Here is a 21,297-nt window from a genome sequence, read left to right on the forward strand (position 1 = left end):
ACGGGATCGCATCCCGATCAGCAAAATCTCTTTGCTTCAACCACATAGACAGATGGGTGTTGTGATGCAGGATTGTAAAAGGCGATCCAGTCGGCGAGGCCCGCGTGCAGCTCTTTGCCGTCGGCATAGAATTTGAGATAGACGTCCTCGTGCTTGAGGCTGCGCCACAGCCGTTCGATGAACACGTTGTCCATCCAGCGGCCGCGACCGTCCATCGAGATCCGAATGCCGGCGGCCTCCAGCACGCCGGTGAAGGCCGCGCTGGTGAACTGGCTGCCCTGATCGGTGTTGAAGATTTGCGGCTTGCCGAACCGCGCCAGCGCCTCCTCCAGGGCGTCGATGCAGAACGACACGTCCATCGTATTGGACAGGCGCCAGCTCAGCACGGCCCGGCTCGCCCAATCGATCACAGCCACCAGATAGAGGAAGCCGCGTCCGATCGGGATGTAGGTGATGTCGGTCGCCCAGACCTGGTTCGGCCGGTCGATGGTCATGCCGCGCAGCAGATAGGGATAGATCAGGTGCCCCGGCGCAGGCTTGCTGGTGCGCGGCTTCGGCCCCAGTGCCTCGATCCCCATCTTGCGCATCAGCCGCTGCACGCGCTTGCGGTTGATCGGGACGCCATCCTCGCTCAGCAGCCACGCCATCCGCCGCGAGCCCAGAAACGGCCGCGCGGTGAACAGTTCGTCGATCTGGCGCATCAGCGTCAGATCGTCGTCATTGGCCGGCTGCGGCGTCCGGTAAACGCCCGAGCGCGACAGCCCGAGCAGCCGGCACTGGTGGCGGATCGACAGCACGCCATGCGCGCGGTCGAGCTTCGCCCTGCGGTCCGGGACGCTCATCTTCCGGACCTCTTCGCTAAAAAATCCCGCTCCACGACCAACTGCCCGATCTTGGCATGCAGCTTCTCGATCTCACGGTCGCGACCAACGTCCGCCGCCTCCCCAGCGGGATCAAAAGCTCTGGCCGCCTGATCCAGCAGTTGCTTCTTCCAGGAATAAATCTGGTTGGGATGCACCTCGTAGCGCTGCGCCAGATCGGCCACGCTCACCTGTTCACGCAGCGCCTCCAAAGCGATCTTCGCCTTCAGCGCCGCGTCGATCTTCCGTCTCGTCTTCTTCGTCATCGTCCGCTCCGTTTACCAAACGGAACGGCTACATTCCAACTAGGCTTCCGGTCCCAAATCCGGGGGCCACTTCAATCCGCGACCATGGTGCCAGGGATTCTACGCCGCGATGCGGCTCAGGCTGTCGGCGTGGGCGCCATTGCTGGACGCCAGCAACGTCAATCACCGCCTGCTGCTGCCTATTCTGCTGCACTGTCGCGACGATCAGGCCGGTCTGCTGCTCGGACCGCCACGCACCGGCCGCGAGACCCGCGCCTCTCTGCGCAACGCCCACCTCGATGTTCCCGCAGCCGTCGAGGCCATGCGCCAATACTGGATGCCGATCCGCTATGCACGCGCACGCTGATCACCGCCGACGTGGGAGCTCATACCGGTTACAATCAAGCGCCTCCCGAGCACGTTTGAACTCAGCGCGTCGGCTCACGCATGTGGGTTTCTTGCTCCATCTTCAGTGACCGGTCCGCGGCTGGCTTCGCGATCGAGCAGCGCGGGGATACCGGCGGCTGGAACGGGACCACTGAACAGGTAGCCTTGTCCTTCTGTGCAACCATTGGACACCAGAAAGACGAGCTGGCGTTCGTCTTCGACTCCCTCGGCCGTGGTCGTCAAACCAAACCCTTCAGCAAGGCCGAGTATAGCACGAACGATCACCCGGCTGTCAGTGCTGTCGTCGAGATGCGACACGAAGCTGCGATCGATCTTGATCTTGTCAAGACGAAACGAAAGCAGCTGGCTAAGCGTAGCATAACCTGTCCCGAAATCATCGAGCGCAATACGGACGCCGGCTTGACGAAGTTCGTCAATCACGGTCTTCGCCGCCCCGTTTCTTTCCACGAACGCGCTCTCTGTAATTTCAATCTCCAGGCGGCGCGGACTAAAGCCGGTTTGCTCTAGGATCGATATAATGCGCTCTCCAAGCGCGGAATCCCGCAACTGAACAGGCGAAATGTTGAAGGCAAGCGAAAACGTCTTTGGCCACGCAGTGGCATCAAGACACGCGCGGCGAAACAGCTGATCTCCAAGAGCGTTGATGGGGCCTGTTTCTTCTGCAATCGGAATAAACACGTCAGGCGGGATATGGCCCGATGTCTTGCTCTCCCAACGCGCCAACGCCTCGAACCCGACGATGCGATTACTTACGAGTGAAACCACCGGCTGGTAATGGGGCTCGATAATATCCGTTGCGATAGCGCTCCGAAGCTCACGCTCAATATTGATGCGCCGCTCGACATGCACGTCCATGTCAGGTTCAAAAAAGCGAACACGCGACCTGCCGTCGCCTTGCGCGCGATAAAGTGCGCGTTCTGCGCGCCTAACCAATTCGTGGGGAGTGACGCCATCAAGCGGAGCGATGGCGATGCCAATTCCAAGACTAAGCTCGGCCGCGCCAGCCTCAATCGCGAAACTGTCGGCGGCAGACGCCACGATACGGCGCGCCAGATTGGCGGGATCCTCGAGGGAGCTAATGTTGGGCAGGACGATCCCGAATTCGTCGCCTCCGATCCTCGCCAGGAGGCCGTCCTTGCACAAGATGTCGGCAAGCCTTGTGGCAAGTTCGCAGAGTGCCTTGTCCACCGCTGCATGGCCGTGCGTATCCTTGATTCGCTTTAAGCCGTCGAGGCCGAGCATCAGAACAGCGACTTGATGCGTGTCGGTGGCGAGGCCAACGCACAGATCAAGTTTGTCATCAAACAGGCGGCGGTTTGGCAAGCCAGTCAATGGATCGTGTCGCGCCAAATCGCGGACTTCTCCTTCTGTGATGGTTCGTGCTTCAGTTCCGCGGGCGAGTTCTCGGTAGCGCCGAACACTAAAGATCGTGAGCCCAATGCTCAGCAAGAATGCAACGAACACGATGAAGATAATGTCGTCGAGTACCGACTCCACATAGTGCTGTCCCAGCTGCGCTAAACGAGGGCCAAGCCCATAGAGATGCGCTAAAAGTGAAGTGAGAACGACGCCACCGAAGAGAGCAATGAGGTCCCTCGTGGCAGAACTGCGCCAATCGAAGTGCAATACGCGCAATCGTGGAGTTGACATTCTCATCTCATTCAAACACTCCGCAGCGCGGGGTGGCCCAGTGAGGTTCTTGGCCGCAGCATGATTGTTGAGAACCAGATGTTGCGCCGATTGCCGAACTTCAGTAACGGCTTCGCAAGCAGCAATGAGCCATCGGGGCGCGATAGCGGCCTCCCGCAAACGTTGTGTTCGAGCGACCGGCAAGTTCGCGCACCGAAGCAACGAGCTATATCCTGAATATGCCGCTTCAAGACTTTGAACACTCTGGAGCGCGAGCGCCAAGGGAGGGCGCTAGTTTACGTGCGATAGCAATCAGCGCGACCAAGTTCCTACTAGTTGTACCTCCTGATCCGGCCCTTCTGCCAAGTGCCTGGCGAGCGGATTGGCTCGCGGCGCGCGCCAAGGGGCGGCCGCCTTGGCGAGGTGAGGCGACCGCCAGTTGAGCGCTCGATGGAACGACGGCTGTCACGCGACGCCGTCGTAGCAAGCAACGACATTACAGCTCCCGGCAGCTAGTGGCCGCAGCCTATTGCGGTACGAACCTGCCTGCAAATTGCGATGGATGGACCATGACCGAATAGTTGTTAATAGAGGCGGGCTTTGGCTCGGAGAACAGCGAGAACGGGCGTCCCGGTCAAGAGCACCGGAGACGGAGTGAACGATGAACGATATCCTAGGCGACAACCACACGGTTGCGGCCTTCAAATTTTGCGCGATAGAGTCGCTGGTCGGCGACGTTCAAGAACCCGTCGAGCGTGTCTCCATCACGCCTGAACTCCGACACTCCAACGCTGATGGTGACGCCGACCGACGGTTCGGCTCCGACGTCGAATGCAGTGCGTTCGATGGCCGATCGAAGGCGCTCGGCGACCGCGCCAGCCGCGTCGAGCGTCGCCCCCGGTAGCAGTACCATGAATTCTTCACCGCCCACGCGCGCGACAGAGTCGTAAGGCCGGATTGCCTCCAGACACTTTCGCACGAATACGCGCAGGACCTCATCGCCGACGCTGTGACCACGTGAGTCGTTTATATCCTTGAAATGGTCTAGATCGAGGGACAGCAGAGACAACGGAGCTCCGGTCCTCTTGGCTCGTGCGATCTCCGCGCCGATATGCTCGATAAAGTGGCGCCGGTTCCCGGCACCGGTTAGTGGATCAGTGGCGGCGAGCCGCTCCAGCCGTCGATTGCTCAATTTCACTTGCTGAAGTGCCTTTTGAGTGTCGGCCATCGATTTGGCCAGGCGGGCGGTCATTTCTTCCTGGCTATAGATGGTGGCGAACGATTGCGTTGTTCGGAAAGCCTGGACGACGCCATAGCTGAGCAAAAAAAATCCGCCAGCAAAGATTGCGTGAGCCAGCCACCACATATGATTCCACGGCGCGGCCAAAATGAATGCGAGCGACGATAGCGCAAACCATGCGACAGAAACGCCGAAAACAAGCATGAGCGGCGAGTGAATCCGTCGCATGAGCAAGACCGCGACGTTCAGCGCACTGAAGAGCAATGCGCCCCCCTCCATGGACAGGCGGACCGCCGGGTGCCCAGCATAGGGTGAATAGGCGACCAGTGCGACAGCTAGGTCCATCGTAAGGAACAGGCCAATCCACGTCAGCCATGCGCGCGTGTCCGAGCGCTTCTCAAGTCCGTCGGACGGCCGGTTGTAGCTGAGTAGCCCGACGAAGAGCAGAATCGACATCGCCAGACGCGACGCTGGCCCATAGAGCAGAAACAGCCAAATGTTGCGATGTGCCATCCCGGTGAAGGCGCCGTGCAGCGTATAGATCAGCACGAAGGCCAGAAAACCAAGCGTCAACCAGCGCAACAGAGGCTCGCCTGAAGACCGATAGCAACGCCATGTCACATATGTGACGAACAGCCCCTCCAGGGTGGCGACGGCGATGGCGAATTCGTGGAACAGGTGGTCTTCAAACTTCAGCGCGGGATCTTGCTGGAAATAGAGGTAAGCGATGAACTGGGTGGGCAGCAGGGCGAAGCCGATAATGAGAAGGCTCGTATACGCCTGTGTGATCAGCCGCAGCGCGCTGGGCGGCTCCTGCAACATAAGATTGGTACTCATATGCTATACCGTCATTCCATGATGATCGCACGCGGTCCTTTCATGAACTCGTGGGGCCCTTCTTCAAGCATCTTGGAGTCGTGCTAGACAAGCAAAGTGAAGGCATCATGGCTCGTCTCCGCCGTAGCTCATCCAACATCCGGCACGGGTGATCGCGCTGAACGGGCGCGGAAGTCACAAGATTTACGTTTCCGTCCATCGGCTGCACTCATCCGGACGGGGCTGCGACGCCGCCAGGATTGGCTTGCCATCCAGGAGCGGCCAAGCTCGCCACTGCGGAATCGTCGGTGCCGTGGCGGGTTATGTGTTCGAGCCCACTACGTTCAGCCCACCCGCTCCGCTAAAGGTAAGGGTATCGTGCGTGTTCAGTACAGTATCCCAGCTGCTGCCCCGAGTCGTCACGATCTGCGACCCGGTCGAAAACGCGCCGGAGGAGGAGGAAATCACGAGGCCATTGAGGGGATTCTGCGCATTACCGTACTCAATCGTCTGCTTGTCACCCACAGGTAGCGCCGCTGTGACGGTCGGTACGGACTGGTTCGGCTCGGAGCCGACGAGCGTGATGAGCAACACCGTAAGTGTCAGCCCGCTTTGATTGATGAGTTTCTTGTATACCATCTGTGACCTCCGTCCTGCCCGTGTCCCCGCGGCAAAATGCGGGACAGAGGTTCCGCTATATACATTAACTGGCTAAGCTAAGCCCCTGCCAGATCTTGTAGGCGGCCGACATTTGGAGCCTGCCAGGATTGGGCAGGTCACTTTATGCCAAGCGGCTGGAGCGCGGCCGCTTTTTGTGGTCGTCGGCGGCGGACGTGGTGACAATCACCCCAGTCCAGCTTCGCTACATGCTCGACTACCCATGCGAATGCTCCTCCTCGTGAGGCTCAGTGATTCTGAGATGGAGATGGTCGAGCTCGTGATTGCGTAGTTTTCGAGCCTCAATCGCGCATGGCGTGTTGGAGAACGGGTGCGCGTCCGAAGGGAGACGATCGATTAAAAGGCCCGCTTGCCTGCTGTTCAATACGCCAGCGAAATTTCTGTGTGCTTAGCAGGTCGGATGAATGCCGCCATCGCGTACAGGCCGGGCGTGCAAGAGAATGCGCTGGGCCGTGATGGGCAGCACGTTGTCGGGGCAATTTGGCGACCGATGTTGCTAGGTCGTCAATATGGCAGCGATCAGCAATTTCATCATCGTGCATGTTGGTGCGGGCGGGCTCGAGCACGCGTTCTTCTCACTTTTGATGCAGTTTGGAGGATGTCTTGCGCTTTGATTGGGGAAAATCAGCGCCATGCAGCAAGCACTCCACCGCTCCAGTCTGGTGCCGCGTGGGTTCGTTGAAAAGAGTGCGTGCTACGAGGGTGACAAAGTTGTCATTACGGTCCGAGCGTCCAGAAGCGTTGGCGTATGTCCGTCGTAGAGAACGGTTTCCCGACGTGTCGATAGCCGGTATCGACGACGCGTGACCGATCTGCCGCTCTTGGGGCGGATCGTAGAGCTCCTGGTGATCGCCCGCCGCTTCCGCTGCGACGCCGTCCTGTGCGGTGCTATATATTCGCTGAGCGCTTCGCAAGGGATACTGGCTCCGGCGGCAGCCTTCGCAAAACAGCTGATGTTGCCGGTAAGTAAGGATAACGCTCCTGCGCGTGGTCCGACGCCGTCGCCGTTCCCTGGCTGGCCCGCTCAGGGTTATCGGCATTGATGATTGGGTCTGCCGGCGCAATCACCGATGCGCCAGCATCATCTGCAATCTGGAACGACGCCGGATCGTCACCCTACTGCCGGATCGTGAACCCACGACCGCCCAAGCCTGGCGTGCTCATCCCACGATCGCGATCGGCGCCCGAGACCGTGGTGGAGAATATTGAGAGGCGGCGGCCAAAGCCTTGCCGCAGGCGGTGCAGGTGGCGGATCGCTGGCATCTAATGGAGAACGCGAGCCGAGCCTTCCTCAAGGCCGTCCGCAAATGGATGCGTCAGATCCGCGTCGTCATCGGTGCGACTACGATTGGTCCCAATCTGCTGACAGCCGCCGAGCGCCCCAGTATGAGGGCTATCGTCAATCGGCTCTTTAATTGCGGGTTGTTGTCAACGTTTTTGAAGCCATATGGCAAAGTAGTAGCGCTCGGCCCGACGGAGCAGGTCGGGGTTGCGCAGACGGGGCGAGCGCCGCTGGTGGATCTATAGCGAGCTCGTAGTAGTAAGCTGATTTGCTGTCACCTGGTTTCAATGTGATCAGTTGCCCGATGGTCCTTTCCGAGGTCGTAAGCGCCTCATGATGATGTCCGGATCGGGTGCCTCATCGTTTGCAACGGGGTGCGGACGAGCCGCTACCAGCCGATTGACCGAGGTCACCACGACCACCGTCCCAGCGGGACATCGCCAGCCCGGCGGACCGGGCCAGGAATCTGCAAAAAAAGTCGGGCTGGCATGTTGCCCCGTCGAATGATGTGCCGTCGACCCAGATACAGTGGAGGATGACAGTGATCTTGCGGGCCGGTCCGGACGTGTCGGTGCCCCCGGGATCGGACACGCGCGTGAGCCTGCAGTCCGAAGTTCGGCGGGACCAACTGGGACGGACAGTGCCCCCGTCGGCCATTAGTTTTCAGACCAAAGCGAACACCTTGACCCTGTAGCCCGCCACGAAGCGCCTGCAGAATCTCCAATTCTCGATTCGGCACGACCCTTGCTCGGTCCTGGGCAGCATCACCGAGTCTCCAGATGCGGTAATGTTAGGGGCGGGCTCGTCGCTTCTAGCGCCTGGTCCGCCCCGCCGGTTTGCTGTGAGGCGAGGTGAGTCAGGATGTTCAGGTGGTGGCGCTCATCTTCGCTCGCGCTCGTCGCCGCCGAGTTAGGAACGGAAAGCGCACCCGCAGCTCCGGAGTAGTAGGCGGCGATATCGAGCCGCAAGACCTTGGAACAAACATGCGCACCGGAACAGTAGTGTCGTACAGCGTTGAAAAGGGCTGGGGGTTCATTCGGCCTGACTATGGCGACGGCAAGGATTTGTTCGTGCACATATCGGACCTTCGCGACTGCGCAGGGGCTGATCTGGTGTCCGGCACGCGCGTGACTTTCGGTATTCGTTTCAATAAACAGCGCTCGAAGTACAGAGCCGTCGAGGCAGGCTGATCGATTGAAATATCGCGCATCCTGCTGCAGGCGTACGCGTTACATAACATCCATAGCGCAAAAGCAACAATGGATCATGCATGAGTTCATTTGCGGGAATCAGACACCTAGTCATGGACGTTTACGACGCTCGCGCTCGGAAGCGCGACGCTAAGCTAATCGATAGGAATTGTCTTCATTGTCAATGCCGAGCAGACAGCCGAGCTCGCCCGTGCATATCCGCTTAAGCGATCCCGATTGAGCAAGCGCTACCAAATGAGATAGGTTCGCCATGTTGCCGGTGGTGGTACTTTCCGAAGCCTCTTGGTCGCATCTAGACCACGCAGCGCGCTGCGATCCTGTTCAGACGGGGAGACGTTGAATGCCCGCGAGAAGTCCCGAATACGAGAAACGCGAACGGAAGACAGATCCAGAGCCCGAACGGCCCGCCCGGGCATCAGCCTCTGAAGCGGGTGGCACCACGCACGATGTTGGAGAATCAGCGAGGGCCGCATCAAGCCATTCATTGGCGTCTCCGGAATGGAAAAAATCTCTCGAAGAGACAACAGACCTGTTCGCTGCGGCATTGAAGGACGGGTCAAAGCTGGCTGCTTCCTCTCTGCACGCTCAGGCCAATCTTCTGAAGAATCTTGCCAATTCCAAAACTCCCTCGGACGTAATGAAGTGCCATCTGGATTTCGCGGAGCGGCTCTGGTCGAAATCGTTCAACGAAAGTGACAGATAAGATCATGTAAAGCGGGCCCGTCATCTGCGGCAAAGGTGAGCAATTCGCCGACGTGAAATCGCGCGCTAGTCGTCCCTGAAGAATTCCCAAGCCGTTGATTTGGAATCCGGAAACGGCATTTGCTGTGACTGGATTTGCCGGAAAGCGGGCCTTTGGAGCGGGATTCCTTGCAAACTTGATTTGTGGTTCACTCGCGCAGAACCGGCTTTGGCGAGGGGATGAGATGCGACCACGGGAGCGGAGCGAGACGGGAGAGCAGGATCTTTTCCGCTCTCGGCTCGATCAGATCATCGACATGAAGCATCCACTGAGGGCGCTGGGCCGGACGGTGGATTGGAGGTTCCTGGAGGAGCGGTTCGGCGAGGTCTACACCGATGATTCCGGCCGGCCGCCGCTGCCGACGCGCCTGATGGCGGGACTTGCGATCCTCAAGCACACCCGTGACCTGTCCGACGAGGTGCTATGCGAGCGCAGGGTGGAGAACCCCTATTACCAATTCTTCCAGCACCGCCTGGTGTTCGATCGCTCATCGCTGACGCGCTGGCGCAACCGGACGGGCGAGGAGCGGCTGGCTGCGTTGATCCAGGATAGCCTGTCGGTTGCCACAAGGACGGAGGCGATCAAGCCGTCCGAGTTGTCGCGGGTGATCGTCGACACCACGGTGCAGCCGAAGAACGTGACGTTCCCCACCGATGCGAAGCTGCTGAACCGGGCGCGCGAGAAGTTGGTGCGGCTGGCGAAGCTTCACGCGGTGCCGTTGTGCCCGTCCTATGCGCGGGTGGCCAAGTTCGCCCTGATCCAGCATCAGCGCTATGCCACGCCAAGCAGTTCAAGCGCGCCAACCGGGCGCTCAAGACGCTGCGGACCTATCTGGGCCGCGTGATCCGCGACACTGGCCGCAAGATCGATGGTGACAGCGGGCTCGAAGCGGCGTTCGCCAAGCTGCTGCCGCTGGCGCGGCGCGTGCGTGAGCAGAAGCAGCATCAGCGCGGGCCGAAGGTCTATTCCCTACACGCGCCGGAGGTCGAATGCATCGGCAAGGATAAGGCCCATCGGCCTTACGAGTTCGGCGTCAGAGTCTCCGTTGCAACCACGATCGACCACACCAAGGGCGGTCAGTTCGTGACCCACGTGAAGGTGCTGCCCGGCAATCCCTATGACAGTCACACGCTGGCCACCGTAATCCCGGACATGGAGGCGCTAGTCGGCAACACCATCGCGCGCATCCTTGCCGACAAGGGATACCGCGGCCATAACGCACCGGCCGATCGCAAGTTCAGGGTCTTCCTCTCCGGCCAGAAGCGAGGCGTGACGCCCAAGATCAAGCGTGAACTGCGCCGCAGAGCCGCCGTCGAGCCCGTGATCTGCCATCTCAAAGCCGAGCACCGCATGGGCCGTAACTATCTCTGGTTCCGTCGGGGCGACGCTGCCAACGCCGTTCTCGCCGCCGCCGGCTATAACTTCCGTCGCCTGATCCGCTGGTTAACGCTCCTGCTGCGCCAAATCCTGCCGCTCTTACCGCCGCACTTCAGACCATCCCCGTCTGAAGTCAGCCTTCTTCACGGACGACGCGCTATTCCCTCCGAGGTGAAAGAGCTTTTGGCAGGCCGATTATTCGTATACCGGACTATCGGCGCGCTGCACGTCGCGGACTGCCCAGGAAGTCAGCAACGTCGTCACCTATTGGGCGAAATCAACTGGCGGCCGGTCGCCACGACTAATTCTCTTGCGACCGAAAGCGTCAAACTTCCATGGAGAATTGATCACGGCAACTGAAACCAAAGTACCTGTCGCGAAGTTCGACCAACGATCCCGCCGTCGCGGGCGAGATATGGCAACCATTTTCGGCATTCAGAAGCGAGATCGATCGGATTTTCGACGATCTCGGTGGCCGCTTTTGGAACCAGCCAGTCCGCTCGCTCGCGCGCCTCAAACGCGATCTTTGCAAGAAGCTTTCGGCCCCGGCGGTCGACGTGACCGAAAGCGACAATGCGTACGAGATAACGGTCGAACTACCTAACCTCGACCAGAAGAATATCGCAGTCAAGCTTACTCATGGTGGTCTTACTATCAGGGGCGACAAGCGAGATGAAACCTACTTCGCCCTACCGGACGGCGTCAACTCCGACAAGATCGAGGCCACTTTTAAGTACGGTGTACTGAAGGTCGTTCTACCGAAGACCGAAGAGGCGCAAGGAGGCAGCCAAGACCATCAACGTCAAGGCGGCCTAAGGCTTCGCTGGGGCGAGGCTGTGCCCCCAGCCTCGCTCATCCTGCAAGTCCCCAGCATCGGTGAGGGGCCTTTCATGCGTACACATCTTATCGCGGGCAAAGACCTCCTCTCGTGACGCCACACACCACAATCCAAAGAGCAGCCAATATCCTGCTCTGGATTCATGTCTGCGCGCCGGCCTCTCGTCAACGACGCGAGCAGACTCGTTGAAGCTGTTTCAAAAAGTGACTTTTGAAACTGTTTCGAACAGTGACTTTTGAGATTGGCGCACCGGTTCAAGTAAGCCGAATGGCATCGTCAACTTGATCAACCGCTGAGTCTCGGAGATTCGAGAGCAATGGCGCTTATCGTCGTGTATCGCACCAAGTCGCAAAGCAGGCGTTCCAAAACTGGCGGCTCACGCACGCGCCATTTGATGAAGCGTCATATACGCACGATTTGAACACACTCAGACGTCCATTAGATTACACCCGTTGCCGGATGTTCGACGATATCGGACATGGAACGCAGCGATTCGGAGGTGCGCGTTGTTTAGGAAGATATACTGCTCTGGCACGTCGTTTGCTCCACGATGTACAACAACGCGCCCGGCTATTTAGGCCCCTCTCATGACAGGGCTTTCCGAATGGCTCGCCAGTCCTGATGCTTCCCTCGTTCCAACAACTCAATAACAGATGACTGAGAATACCTGCCGCGTGGGGTCCGGCGACAGCGAACATTAGCCTGGAGGGGCGCGACGACCGTGGACAGATTGTACGTGCAGGATGAAGGCTCTTCGTACCGGGGCCAGACGTTCGCTCCCGAAACAGATCGTTCTTCAACGTTCGGGATTTCAGCGCAGTTGCTCATTGGGCCATCGAACGGCTCGCTGATATGCTGTCGCGTGACGACGTTGAAGGCGTACGTCTGCAAAGACCGGTCGATCTGATGGCCCGCGCCCGCAACCTCATGACGGCGGCGGCAGGCGTGCGCTACCGGCGTTCGGATCGCGAAGAAGGCACGGATATTGGACGAGTTCGTCGACATCACCGGATCCCATCGCAAGCATGCGATGCGTCTACTTCGAAACAAGGAAGACGCACGCCCAGGCCGACGGGCGCGACGTCGGATCTACAATGAAGCAGAACACACCGCGCTTTGTGCTGCTTTGGGAGGCGTCAGACCGGATCTGCGGGAAGCGACTGAGGGCGTTAATGCCTGCGCCGATCGAGGCGATGGAACGGCACGGGCACCTCGACCTTGCCTCTGAGATGCGTGCCAAACTTTTGGCGATGAGCGCTGCGACGATCGATCGCGCATTGGTGCAGGTCCGACAAAAATTAGGTCGCAAGCGCCGGCGGCACACAGCACATTCCCTGCGTCGCAGTGTTCCATGATACCGTGTTCGTGAACGAGACGCTGAAGGCCTACTGCGAGGCGGCCAACATTGTCTCCACGCGTTGTCGTCCCTACCGGAAGAATGACCAGGCGTTCGTCGAGCAAAAGAACGGCGCCGTCGTGCGCAGGATGGTCGGCTATCGTAGGTTCGAAGGCCTGGAAGCGGCCGAGCTGCTGGCCGAACTCTATCGATCAGCGCGGCTGTTCGTGAACTTCTTTCAACCCTCGTTCAAACTGTTAGCCAAGCAGCGCGACGGTGCTCGTGTACGCAAGATATACCGCGCGTCAGCAACACCTCACCAGCACCTGGCAGCGGACGCCCGCACGCCTGATGCTGTCCGCCATCATCTCAAGAAATCTATGCCGTTCTCGATCCGGTCGCGTTGTTGCGCGACATTCGCGACGGGCAGGAACGCCTCGCGGCCCTCGCGGATACCCAACCAATCGGCAGCCCTGCTGCGGCATCGCAATCGATCGATCGTTTCCTGGCAAGTCTACGCACAGCTTGGAAGGACGGAGCCATGCGACCAACGGATCGGCTACTCGTGAAGGCGAGAAGAGGCCGGCGTCGTCCCGACCCGCTCATCCGGGCAACGCCAGATTTGGGAAAATGGTTTGAAGCCGAGCCTTGGCGGAGTGGCAGCGAACTGCTCTCGCGCCTGCAGGTGGAGTATCCTGGAGCCTATCCGAATCAAGCTTCTTCGAACCCTTCAACGTCGGCGGAAATCCTGGCGCAGCGAGCAAGCGAATGCGCTCTGTTCGCTTCAAGTGAGAAAATGCCGCCAAGGGTATGAGGTGACAACGCCCCAATGACGTGCGAGGTGCCAGCGGAGGAGGCCGGACGCTCCGAAACCCCGCCATCTCCGCACCCGGCCTCCTCCTCAACTCAGGCCAGGAGCAAAATAAATGAGGCAACCAATCGCGCCCGGGAGCATCGATATGTGAGGCAATACGCGCGTTCTCATCCTGATTGTCGCGCTATAACCGGCAACCGATGGCTAGATGAGCTTCCCTCTCTCGAGTCTTTTTGTGAACAAGCAGGCTCCCTGGCCATCGTTCCAGATCGCCTTCACAAGGTCGCTGCGGCGACCGCGGAAGACGAACAGATGACCGCTGAACGGTTATGTGGCGCGCCACATAACCGTTCGATGGAGCCCTTTATGTGTTCCGGGCCAAAAGAGCCGACAGAATCAAGATCATATGGTGGGATGGCTCTAGCGTGTGCCTCTATTTGAAACGTCTTGAAAAGACAACGTTCTGCTGGCCGCGGATCGGGCATCATCGGGTGCAGATGAATCTCGCGCAGTTGATGGCACTGGTGGACGGGATGGATTGGAAGCGGATCCGGACTGTAGCGGTCAAGCCGCCGGAGATTGTTGGGTAAACGCACTGCGGCGAAGTGAATCAGTGAGCTGAAAGGGCAAGAGAAGCGGAGCAAAATGTGCTCTGGTCCGGCCAATGGCGCTGCCCGATCTCGACCTCCCGAATGACGTAGAGATGCTGAAGGTCATGGTGCTTGCCATGGCCGAGAAGGCGGCCCGTATCGATGCTTTAGAGCGCGAAGTCGACGATCTCAAGGCCCGCAACGCCGATGCCGATACGCGCATCGCGCGGCTGACGCAGATCCTGAAGGCCTTCGACCGCGCCCGGTTCGGCCGACGATCGGAGAAGCTCGGCCCTGCGAGCATCGATGACGAACAGCAAGCCTTTGCCTTCGAGCAGATCGAGACCGGCATCGATGCGATCAGGGCACAGGTCAATAAGGGCCGCGAGCAAGCGGATGGCAAGCGTGGACCGCGCCGGCGCAAGGGCTTTGCGCCCCATCTGGAACGGATCGAAACTGTCATTGAGCCGGAAGAGCTGGCTGAGCATGCCGGCAAGCAGAAGGTGCTGATCGGCGAAGACGTGTCGGAGCGTCTGGATGTGGTGCCGGCCAAGTTCCGTGTGATCGTCACGGGCCGTCCCAAGTATGCCTTCAAGAACTCGGACGGCGTCATCCAGGCGCCGGCTCCCGCCCATATCATTGAAGGAGGCATTCCGACGGAAGCGCTTCTGGCCCAGATCGCCGTTGCCAAGTATGCCGATGGCCAGCCGCTCTACCACCAGGAGGCTATCTACGCCCGCGATCATGTCGAGCTCGACCGCCAACTGATGGCGCAATGGATGGGCAAGCTCGGCTTCGAGCTTGAGATCGTGGGCGACTACGTGTTCAGCGAGGTCAAGAAGGCCGAACGGGTCTTTGCCGACGAAACCACTTTGCCGACGCTCGCTCCGGGCTCCGGATCGACGAAGACGGCCTACTTATGGGCCTATGCCAGGGATGACCGAACCTTTGGCCGCAGCGGTCCCCCGATGGTGGCTTATCGCTTCGAAGATAGTTGTGCAACAACCTGTTGCACAAAGGGCACCGCGCCACTCCAGGGGATTGGACATTCACGATCCTGCGTCAGCCGTGCTCATTGGCATGGGGTGCAGTGTGCGAACGCATCGGCTGTCCGCAGCGTGCTTTTCCGCCAGTCGGCCGATCCCTGATGGTCGACGAACGACAGTCGCTCTTCTCACCATATGCTGCGTCCAAGCCCCGAGACGAATGGAAGACGAAGCTGTTCATTTCGCTATCTGGATACATCTGAAGCCGCGGCGCATATGGTCGGCTTCTATCCCTCGGGCGGTTGACGGCAGGCAGCGTCCAGAAGGCAAACTAGGCAATTCGATCGGTCAAATCGACGTTGCGCGAAAAGGTAAAGTGCGTCGTGAACCAGCTCGCGTCGGGCATCGTCATTGAATGCCTGGATGGGGGAGAAGAAAATTATCTACGCCGAATTCAAAGCTTGATCGCCTGAAAGCCTGTAGCCCTAGCCCTCCGCTCGAATTAGCAAGGTGGGATTGTTCAGAGCGGGCGCGCCGCGACCTTCGGGGTAATGGCAGACCGACCAATTCTGGTAGGGTGCCAGCCAGAATTTGGAGCGTAAGATGGTCGGCCACTTTTTCACGGCCCGAGAGCAGCAACAATGGACGTACTCCCTCGGATCCAAGTTCTCCGGGATCTTATCGAAGAACAGATTGAAGTCGTCGCGGCGGCCATCTGCGACGGCAAATGTCCGTTGGAGGCCGAGCTGCGTTTAGAGTGGCTTACTCGCGAGCTGGTGATCGAAGAGAGCGGGGAACGCGTCTTCACGCACCAGAGCATAGCTCAACGGCTTTGGGATCAGTACCGATGGGCCTCTCGCATGCGTCGTCGCCCCTACACTCTCAAACAACCGCGCTCGAACTAACAGCCTTCTGGCCGAAAGAGCATCACGCGCTGTCGGCCGAGGAGTCGTTCAGTCTTTCAGATCAACAGCTTAGCGACCAAATTCCGGCCGGTGCGCGATTCTCAGCGAGCGTTCGCCATAGATGAGGGGCCGTGTCTGCGGGGGCGCGGCTTCCTCCTTTCGGCGGTGCGGCGCTGTGGCTTAGAGGCCCGGCGTCGCACTGGCCGTGATTTCCTCTCACCCCGCCATACACGAGCTGCCACAATGAACCACCACCACCATCACGACCCGGTCTTTGCCGGGCTGGCTCAGGCTTGCGACCACGCACCATCGCGCCCGAGCCGAACGAGACTACCAAACTTGGACCACTCCTCGTGCTCGGCCTGCGCAACGCCAACGCCGCTGAGCGCACCGCTGATGCAGCCGAGCGGCAAGCCAGCGCACTTGAGACCCTTACGGCACTTTTCGCATCATGCGTCGGCCGTGGCTCGGCAAGTGGGCCTGGCAAATGCTCCTCCGATAGTTGGATCGATGAGCAGATCAACTACTTCCGCGCGTCTGCCACAGGCAACAGCTTCAGGCGAGATCGCCAAGAAGAGGACGACGATGAGTGATCTCGCAGCATGGGTGCAGGCGGCCTTTGCCGCGAACGCGCCAGCGACCGCTTCGAGCGTGTTGCAGCTCGCAGCCATCGGTTTCGCCGTGATGGACAATGCAGCGCGTGAACGTACTCGCTCCGAAATGGAGTTGGAACGTATCGCCGCGACCAGAGCGCAGGCGAAGTAACAACGAAGAGGAGCGCTGCGATGTCGGCCCTTGAGGTCGATCTAGACGGCCACTTATTGGAGCAGTGGGCCGATATCCTGTCGACGCGTGGCCTGAAGAATGCAATCCGACGCGCCGTCGACAAGTCAGCGACGGCTGCGCGGAAAGAAGCTCTGAAGGTTATCGCGCAGGACGCGGGAGTCCCCTGTCGTCCGGATCAAGCCGGGCGTCACGAAGCTGAGGCGAACGACTCAAGGCGACTTAAGCGCCTCGTTCACGGCGAACAAGTTGCGCATCGGCATCTTGAACACCTCAGGAGCGCAGATCGGCGCGGGCGGCTTGTCTGCTTCGACTCATCGCATGACGGGCGGTGGCTCGGCTGCGTGTTTCGGCAATTCCCGGACAGCGATTTCGGTAATTCGCGGACAGCGATTTCAGTAACTCCGGGACAGGGATTCCGCTAAATCGCGGACAGATGCGGGAGGTTGGTTTTCGGGAGCGCCGTTCAGGCAATGTTCTCTCTCAAGCTGAGTTTGAGAGGGGCAATGCCGAGACGGAAGCAAGCGAAACGAACCACTGTGAAGGACCTACGATCGATCCTGAGGCTGACGTACGAGCAGGGCCTGTCGGTGTGGGCAATCTCGGAACGGCTGCAGATCAGCAAGACCTCGGTTGCCACCTTTTCCGCTAAACCGCACCAGCAGTGCGGATGTGGCAGGGACCGTGCCTTCAACTCAGCCCCCCCAGCCGTCAGGCGCAGAGTCGCGCCCGCACTGCTTCCAAATCCCGTTCTAGTAGATAAACGCTCGCTCTGCGGGCGATATCCTGCCGGTCAGCTTGAGGCTGGCCGTGCGAGGGTTCGCGGCGCGTGGCAGGGACAGCGCTTCCCCTGTGTATGCGTGGGGCCTTTCAAGCGCCGAGTCACGTGGCCGCTAACTTCCAACCGTGGGCCAAAGGATGCATATTAGAGCGGCACATCACAGCCCTACCAAAAGCTTCAGGAAGGGATCGAAGAGGCCTGGAGCTTGGATGTAGCTATGATCTTTTCAATCGAACCTATATGACGCCTGAAAGAACGTACCCCAGCGCTCCATGCTGTACTTCGCAAAGGCAGATAAATTATCGACGCAGCCGCTGTTGCTGCATGCAGTGTCGCTCCCCGTCCTTTTGGTCCACATGGCCCAATAGCGCCCACCGACGCCGACGCTGAAGTGTTTGGTGATGAAGTAGGACAGCACGCCTTCGACATAGAGGCCGCCGCCCCCATTGCCCCGTTGTTCAGCGAAGGTGGTCTCCTCGCGCAAGAGATGATTGTCACGCCCTTTGAAATCGGTCCAGGGCAGGTAGGCGATGTCCGTGCTCAAACGCCAACGCTCAGTAGGCATGGCTTCTGCGCTTAGGCCGACACGAGGAGCATTCCACTGAGTATTCTGGCTGCCAACGACCCTGTCGTCGCCGGGCGGCAAGCATGTAGCCATCGGGTTGGCGATCTGTACACACTCCCTGGAGTCGGTGCTCTCTTCGTAGTAGGTCCAGCCGATAAATCCCCCAACCTTGTAGTTGGCGCCGCGCAGGAAATCGTATCCGGCGTCGGCCGTGTAATAGGTGAACCTCCCGTTTGCCTGGCCTGATATCGTGTTGACATAGGGCGGGATGCCCCAATCTTCATCGTTCATGTTTCCTTTGTCGAAGCGCCCGAGGCCGATGTTGCCCTTCAGGAACACTCCCCACGGGCTGTCGACACGGCCAAATAGCTCTCCGGAAAGTCCGTCAAGTCCGTGATAGGTGAGCCTCGATACAAGAATGCTGGGGTCTTCAAGGCCACCATAGGGCACTGCGCTGTGGTCCCATTGGAATCGTCCCCGGCTGAGCCAGAGCCGCGATCCGCCTTCGAACGACCAACCGGGCGTGTAAGCAATCGGCGCGCCGGCCGGTGCTTTCGCATACACCGGCGCATCGGACCATTGCGCCGTCCATGGGTCGGCGCCAAAATGGTAGTTCAACCCGATCTTTCCGATGTGATAGTTGCTGGACAGGCTGGTTGTGTTCGCCGGAAGAATTGCGAACGGCGGATTCTGCACCGTCGGAGGCGTTGCGACGCTCGGCCCGCCGAAATGCAGATAGTTGTACTCAGCTTTCACCGACCATGCAGGCGTAAGCGCTTGCTCGACGCCCAGCCCGATGGTGGCGCCAAGGCGACCATAGTCGAAGTGGGTTTTCTCCTGTGGCCACCCGCCTTCGAAGTTGTTGACGACTTCGCCCCGGTTGTTTTGCCAAGCGACGCCTCCCTTGAGATAGGCCAGCGTGCGGCCCAGCGCGCCAAACGCGTAGCCGATGCGACCGGTCCCGGTGGCAAAGACGGTGGGACCCGCCTTGCAGTTTGCGCTCACGACAAAGCCGGAGGCCGCGAGACAGGTATTGGTGCCGTCGGAGACGGCGCCGCTGGCCTCGAGTTCGACCCCAAACACCCAATTGTTCGTCTGCCAATTGTAGCCGATCTGGCCACCCGCGAGAAACACTGGGGTGTCGACGACATCGCCATAGATCGACGGACCGTAGGGATTACTGAAGGAGGTTCGGCCGTAGCCGCCGCCGACGTGCCCGCCGATAAAGCCTCCGGACCAGTCCCACACCGCCGGTGGCAGTTTCACTTTTGGCTCAAGGTCTGCCGCACTCGCTACACCACTTGCGACGAGCGCAATTGTCGTGGCTCCCAAAAGAGAAACTCCAGATCGCATCCAACACGCCCCTGCATTATCTCGGTCCACGACCGAGCGCCCTTAACTTATCGCGCAGCAAACCGTCGGGGCGGATCAGACGTTAACAGCGACGCGCGCCGAGTCCGTCCCGAAGACCATCGCACTGCGATTGGTCATGATGCCGTGAAGAAAGCAAAGCGCGTGCCGAAGTGAATTCGCAGGACCCGCAGGCACTTCGTCGCGGCGTGTAGCGTCACGTTGCTGACAATGGTCTCAATACCGACAGCGGCGCAGCAGTGCCCGAGCAATACGGGTCGCGCGCGATGTCATGGACCGATGACCACAATGCGCTTGTCTTGCTCGATTACCGGGACCAAGCACTCAAGCTCGAACTGCTCGAATTAGACAGGCTCGCGCCGCCATGATGGTGATCGCTTACGGGAATTCTAGGTCTTTAATCGCTAGAGCCGCAATCTCCGCCGGCTTACGGATATCGGTTTGCGCAATTTTGATGATCTTCTTTGCGATCATTTCCGCTAGGGGATCATTGCGATCCTTCACGCAAAGAGTGTGGAGCGCTTGCTTATAAGCTGCGGCGATGCGGCTGACCGTTTCCGGCTCAATCGCGGCGTCCTGAACTAGCCGGTGAATAATACCCATCTTCGATCGGAGGCCAGGCCGCTCCATCTCTTTCAGGATATGCGGTCCCGGTGCGTTAGATGGCAGACTTGTAGCTGGCGATCGCTATCCAGAAAATGCTGCGCCAAACCCGTGTCGTGACCGGCCCGCGCCAGTTCGTCAACGATCTCGATCTGCCGGGCGCAATATGGCGCTCACCGAGGCTTGCTGCTCGGCTTCCGCCAAGTGCTGCCGCAGCATGGGAATATGCATGATTCCATTTTCGCAGGATGTGGGGTAGCGGTCGGACGGCATGCCCCGTTAGACCACCCACCGCCTCGTTGAGCAACCACGCGTCGGGTCGGACGGCATTCCTGCTCTGAGGTTTTCACCGGGGTCCTGCCGATCCGGCAATCGGGTGCGGGATCGCAGGACCGCGCACCTTGCGCATACAGGCCCTTTCCGTTTTGGGCTTTGGTTGAGCCCCGGACGCGCGGCAAACGGGAAAAAATCGGGAAATCATCGGCTCTGGAATGGACGCTTTGATCGATAAAGCCGCCGTTGAGGTATGGCCGATCGGGCGACTGCGGCCCTATGAGCGGAATTCGCGGCGCCATTCGCCAGCGCAAATCGAGCAGATCGCGGCGTCGATCCGCCAGCGGGGCTGGACGATGCCGATCCTTGCGGCGGATGACGGGATGGTTTTAGCCGGTCACGGCAGACTGGCGGCGGGCAAACTCCTCAGTATCGCCGAAGTGCCGGTCATCGTCGCGCGCGGGTGGAGCGATCAGCAGAAGCGCGCCTATGTCATCGCGGACAATCGGCTCACCGATGCATCTGATTGGGATGACGAGATGCTGCGGCTCGAATTGAACGATCTCTTGGAGCGCGGTTTCGAGTTGTCGCTGACCGGCATCACCGAGAGCGAGTTGTCGCGGCTGTCCGTCGGCGTCGGCGAGCTGGAAGCGATGCCGGAATTGCCCGATGGCGAGCGCTCGCCTTACCGGGACATGACGTTCATTCTCCATAGCGAGCAGTGGGACATCGTCGAGTGCGCCATCGCCAGGGCGACCAAGCCGCGCGACCCGGACAATCCCAATCGATCGCCGCAAGGCAATGCGCTCGCCGCGATCTGCGCCGAATATTTAGAGCGCGCTTCCATGGATCGAGACTGAGTGGGCGGCTTTACTCGATGTCCGCTGTGCCCCGATACCGACCAAATACCGCAGCGGAGCGAAATGACGCGACGGGCCAAGCGCTGACATTGTGTACGGCCGCC

General features: G+C 59.7%; 14 protein-coding genes and 6 pseudogenes. 13 read left to right on the forward strand and 7 right to left on the reverse strand.

What is annotated here, in order from left to right:
- Positions 1–17 precede the first annotated feature (17 nt).
- Positions 18–1,126, reverse strand: a protein-coding gene (locus XH79_RS08065) for an IS3 family transposase (RefSeq protein ID WP_442869933.1) whose coding sequence is annotated in 2 segments (ribosomal slippage) — positions 18–845 and positions 848–1,126 — 1,107 coding nt in all. Because the reading frame shifts where the segments join, the coding sequence is not laid out codon by codon here.
- 91 nt (positions 1,127–1,217) lie between these two features.
- On the opposite strand from XH79_RS08065, the pseudogene XH79_RS08075 reads away from it, so the two are divergent.
- Positions 1,218–1,472, forward strand: a pseudogene (locus tag XH79_RS08075) (UPF0149 family protein); the annotation flags it as partial.
- 74 nt (positions 1,473–1,546) lie between these two features.
- Here the strand turns inward: XH79_RS08075 and XH79_RS08080 are convergent.
- From XH79_RS08080 to XH79_RS08090, 3 genes are all read right to left on the reverse strand, one after another.
- Positions 1,547–3,163, reverse strand: coding sequence for a putative bifunctional diguanylate cyclase/phosphodiesterase (locus XH79_RS08080; RefSeq protein WP_271581333.1), 1,617 nt, complete (start codon positions 3,161–3,163; stop codon positions 1,547–1,549).
- A 652-nt stretch (positions 3,164–3,815) separates the two neighbouring features.
- A complete protein-coding gene (locus XH79_RS08085; RefSeq protein ID WP_271581334.1) occupies positions 3,816–5,219 on the reverse strand; it encodes a GGDEF domain-containing protein in 1,404 nt (467 codons plus the stop codon).
- A gap of 300 nt (positions 5,220–5,519) precedes the next feature.
- Positions 5,520–5,837 (reverse strand): hypothetical protein, encoded by a 318-nt coding sequence (locus tag XH79_RS08090; RefSeq protein WP_271581335.1) that lies wholly within the window; start codon positions 5,835–5,837, stop codon positions 5,520–5,522.
- A gap of 128 nt (positions 5,838–5,965) precedes the next feature.
- Between XH79_RS08090 and tnpB (XH79_RS43250) the strand changes: the two genes are divergently transcribed.
- The 7 genes and pseudogenes from tnpB (XH79_RS43250) to XH79_RS08120 all read left to right on the forward strand — a co-directional run bounded on the left by tnpB (XH79_RS43250) (position 5,966) and on the right by XH79_RS08120 (position 13,495).
- Positions 5,966–6,100 carry an IS66 family insertion sequence element accessory protein TnpB gene (gene tnpB, locus XH79_RS43250; RefSeq protein WP_442869934.1) on the forward strand — a complete coding sequence of 45 codons (135 nt, stop codon included), beginning with the start codon at positions 5,966–5,968 and terminating at the stop codon, positions 6,098–6,100.
- A gap of 1,003 nt (positions 6,101–7,103) precedes the next feature.
- Entirely contained in the window at positions 7,104–7,403 is a 300-nt protein-coding gene (locus XH79_RS08095) for a hypothetical protein (protein ID WP_271581336.1), read from the forward strand.
- A gap of 624 nt (positions 7,404–8,027) precedes the next feature.
- Positions 8,028–8,348: a cold-shock protein gene (locus tag XH79_RS08100; RefSeq protein ID WP_271581337.1), complete on the forward strand. Its 321-nt coding sequence runs from the start codon at positions 8,028–8,030 to the stop codon at positions 8,346–8,348.
- A 361-nt stretch (positions 8,349–8,709) separates the two neighbouring features.
- Positions 8,710–9,072 carry a hypothetical protein gene (locus XH79_RS08105; RefSeq protein ID WP_271581338.1) on the forward strand — a complete coding sequence of 121 codons (363 nt, stop codon included), beginning with the start codon at positions 8,710–8,712 and terminating at the stop codon, positions 9,070–9,072.
- Between the two features lie 223 nt (positions 9,073–9,295).
- A pseudogene (locus XH79_RS08110) lies at positions 9,296–10,590 on the forward strand (IS5 family transposase); the annotation flags it as partial.
- Between the two features lie 455 nt (positions 10,591–11,045).
- Positions 11,046–11,420: an Hsp20/alpha crystallin family protein gene (locus XH79_RS43105; protein WP_333938855.1), complete on the forward strand. Its 375-nt coding sequence runs from the start codon at positions 11,046–11,048 to the stop codon at positions 11,418–11,420.
- Positions 11,421–12,232: 812 nt separating this feature from the next.
- Positions 12,233–13,495 (forward strand): annotated as a pseudogene (locus XH79_RS08120) (ISNCY family transposase).
- A gap of 185 nt (positions 13,496–13,680) precedes the next feature.
- Here the strand turns inward: XH79_RS08120 and tnpB (XH79_RS08125) are convergent.
- Positions 13,681–13,791: pseudogene (gene tnpB / locus XH79_RS08125) on the reverse strand (IS66 family insertion sequence element accessory protein TnpB); the annotation flags it as partial.
- A gap of 44 nt (positions 13,792–13,835) precedes the next feature.
- On the opposite strand from tnpB (XH79_RS08125), the pseudogene tnpB (XH79_RS08130) reads away from it, so the two are divergent.
- From tnpB (XH79_RS08130) to XH79_RS08145, 4 genes and pseudogenes are all read left to right on the forward strand, one after another.
- Positions 13,836–14,066 (forward strand): annotated as a pseudogene (tnpB, locus tag XH79_RS08130) (IS66 family insertion sequence element accessory protein TnpB); the annotation flags it as partial.
- A 74-nt stretch (positions 14,067–14,140) separates the two neighbouring features.
- Positions 14,141–15,067: pseudogene (locus tag XH79_RS08135) on the forward strand (IS66 family transposase); the annotation flags it as partial.
- An 89-nt stretch (positions 15,068–15,156) separates the two neighbouring features.
- Entirely contained in the window at positions 15,157–15,315 is a 159-nt protein-coding gene (locus XH79_RS08140; protein ID WP_271581339.1) for a short-chain fatty acyl-CoA regulator family protein, read from the forward strand.
- 1,227 nt (positions 15,316–16,542) lie between these two features.
- Positions 16,543–16,722, forward strand: a complete 180-nt coding sequence (locus tag XH79_RS08145) for a hypothetical protein (protein ID WP_271581340.1) — start codon at positions 16,543–16,545, stop codon at positions 16,720–16,722.
- A 1,025-nt stretch (positions 16,723–17,747) separates the two neighbouring features.
- On the opposite strand, the gene XH79_RS08150 is transcribed toward XH79_RS08145, so the two are convergent.
- Positions 17,748–19,352 (reverse strand): outer membrane beta-barrel protein, encoded by a 1,605-nt coding sequence (locus XH79_RS08150; protein ID WP_442869936.1) that lies wholly within the window; start codon positions 19,350–19,352, stop codon positions 17,748–17,750.
- A gap of 483 nt (positions 19,353–19,835) precedes the next feature.
- The gene (locus tag XH79_RS08155; RefSeq protein WP_271581342.1) at positions 19,836–20,060 is read right to left on the reverse strand and encodes a hypothetical protein; all 225 of its coding nucleotides are present in this window, start codon (positions 20,058–20,060) and stop codon (positions 19,836–19,838) included.
- Between the two features lie 491 nt (positions 20,061–20,551).
- Between XH79_RS08155 and XH79_RS08160 the strand changes: the two genes are divergently transcribed.
- The gene (locus XH79_RS08160) at positions 20,552–21,193 is read left to right on the forward strand and encodes a ParB/Srx family N-terminal domain-containing protein (RefSeq protein WP_271581343.1); all 642 of its coding nucleotides are present in this window, start codon (positions 20,552–20,554) and stop codon (positions 21,191–21,193) included.
- Positions 21,194–21,297 lie beyond the last annotated feature (104 nt).

Source organism: Bradyrhizobium sp. CCBAU 45389 (assembly GCF_028128625.1).
In the GTDB taxonomy this organism is placed as follows: domain Bacteria; phylum Pseudomonadota; class Alphaproteobacteria; order Rhizobiales; family Xanthobacteraceae; genus Bradyrhizobium; species Bradyrhizobium liaoningense_B.

What these genes read in the sequence shown, in the direction of transcription:
- XH79_RS08085 (WP_271581334.1), bottom strand. Translation starts at nt 5,219, where the DNA reads ATGAGTACCAATCTTATGTTGCAGGAGCCGCCCAGCGCGCTGCGGCTG.
- XH79_RS08090 (WP_271581335.1), bottom strand. Translation starts at nt 5,837, where the DNA reads ATGGTATACAAGAAACTCATCAATCAAAGCGGGCTGACACTTACGGTG.
- XH79_RS08080 (WP_271581333.1), bottom strand. Translation starts at nt 3,163, where the DNA reads ATGTCAACTCCACGATTGCGCGTATTGCACTTCGATTGGCGCAGTTCT.
- XH79_RS08145 (WP_271581340.1), top strand. Translation starts at nt 16,543, where the DNA reads ATGAGTGATCTCGCAGCATGGGTGCAGGCGGCCTTTGCCGCGAACGCG.
- XH79_RS08105 (WP_271581338.1), top strand. Translation starts at nt 8,710, where the DNA reads ATGCCCGCGAGAAGTCCCGAATACGAGAAACGCGAACGGAAGACAGAT.
- XH79_RS08160 (WP_271581343.1), top strand. Translation starts at nt 20,552, where the DNA reads ATGGACGCTTTGATCGATAAAGCCGCCGTTGAGGTATGGCCGATCGGG.
- XH79_RS08155 (WP_271581342.1), bottom strand. Translation starts at nt 20,060, where the DNA reads ATGGGTATTATTCACCGGCTAGTTCAGGACGCCGCGATTGAGCCGGAA.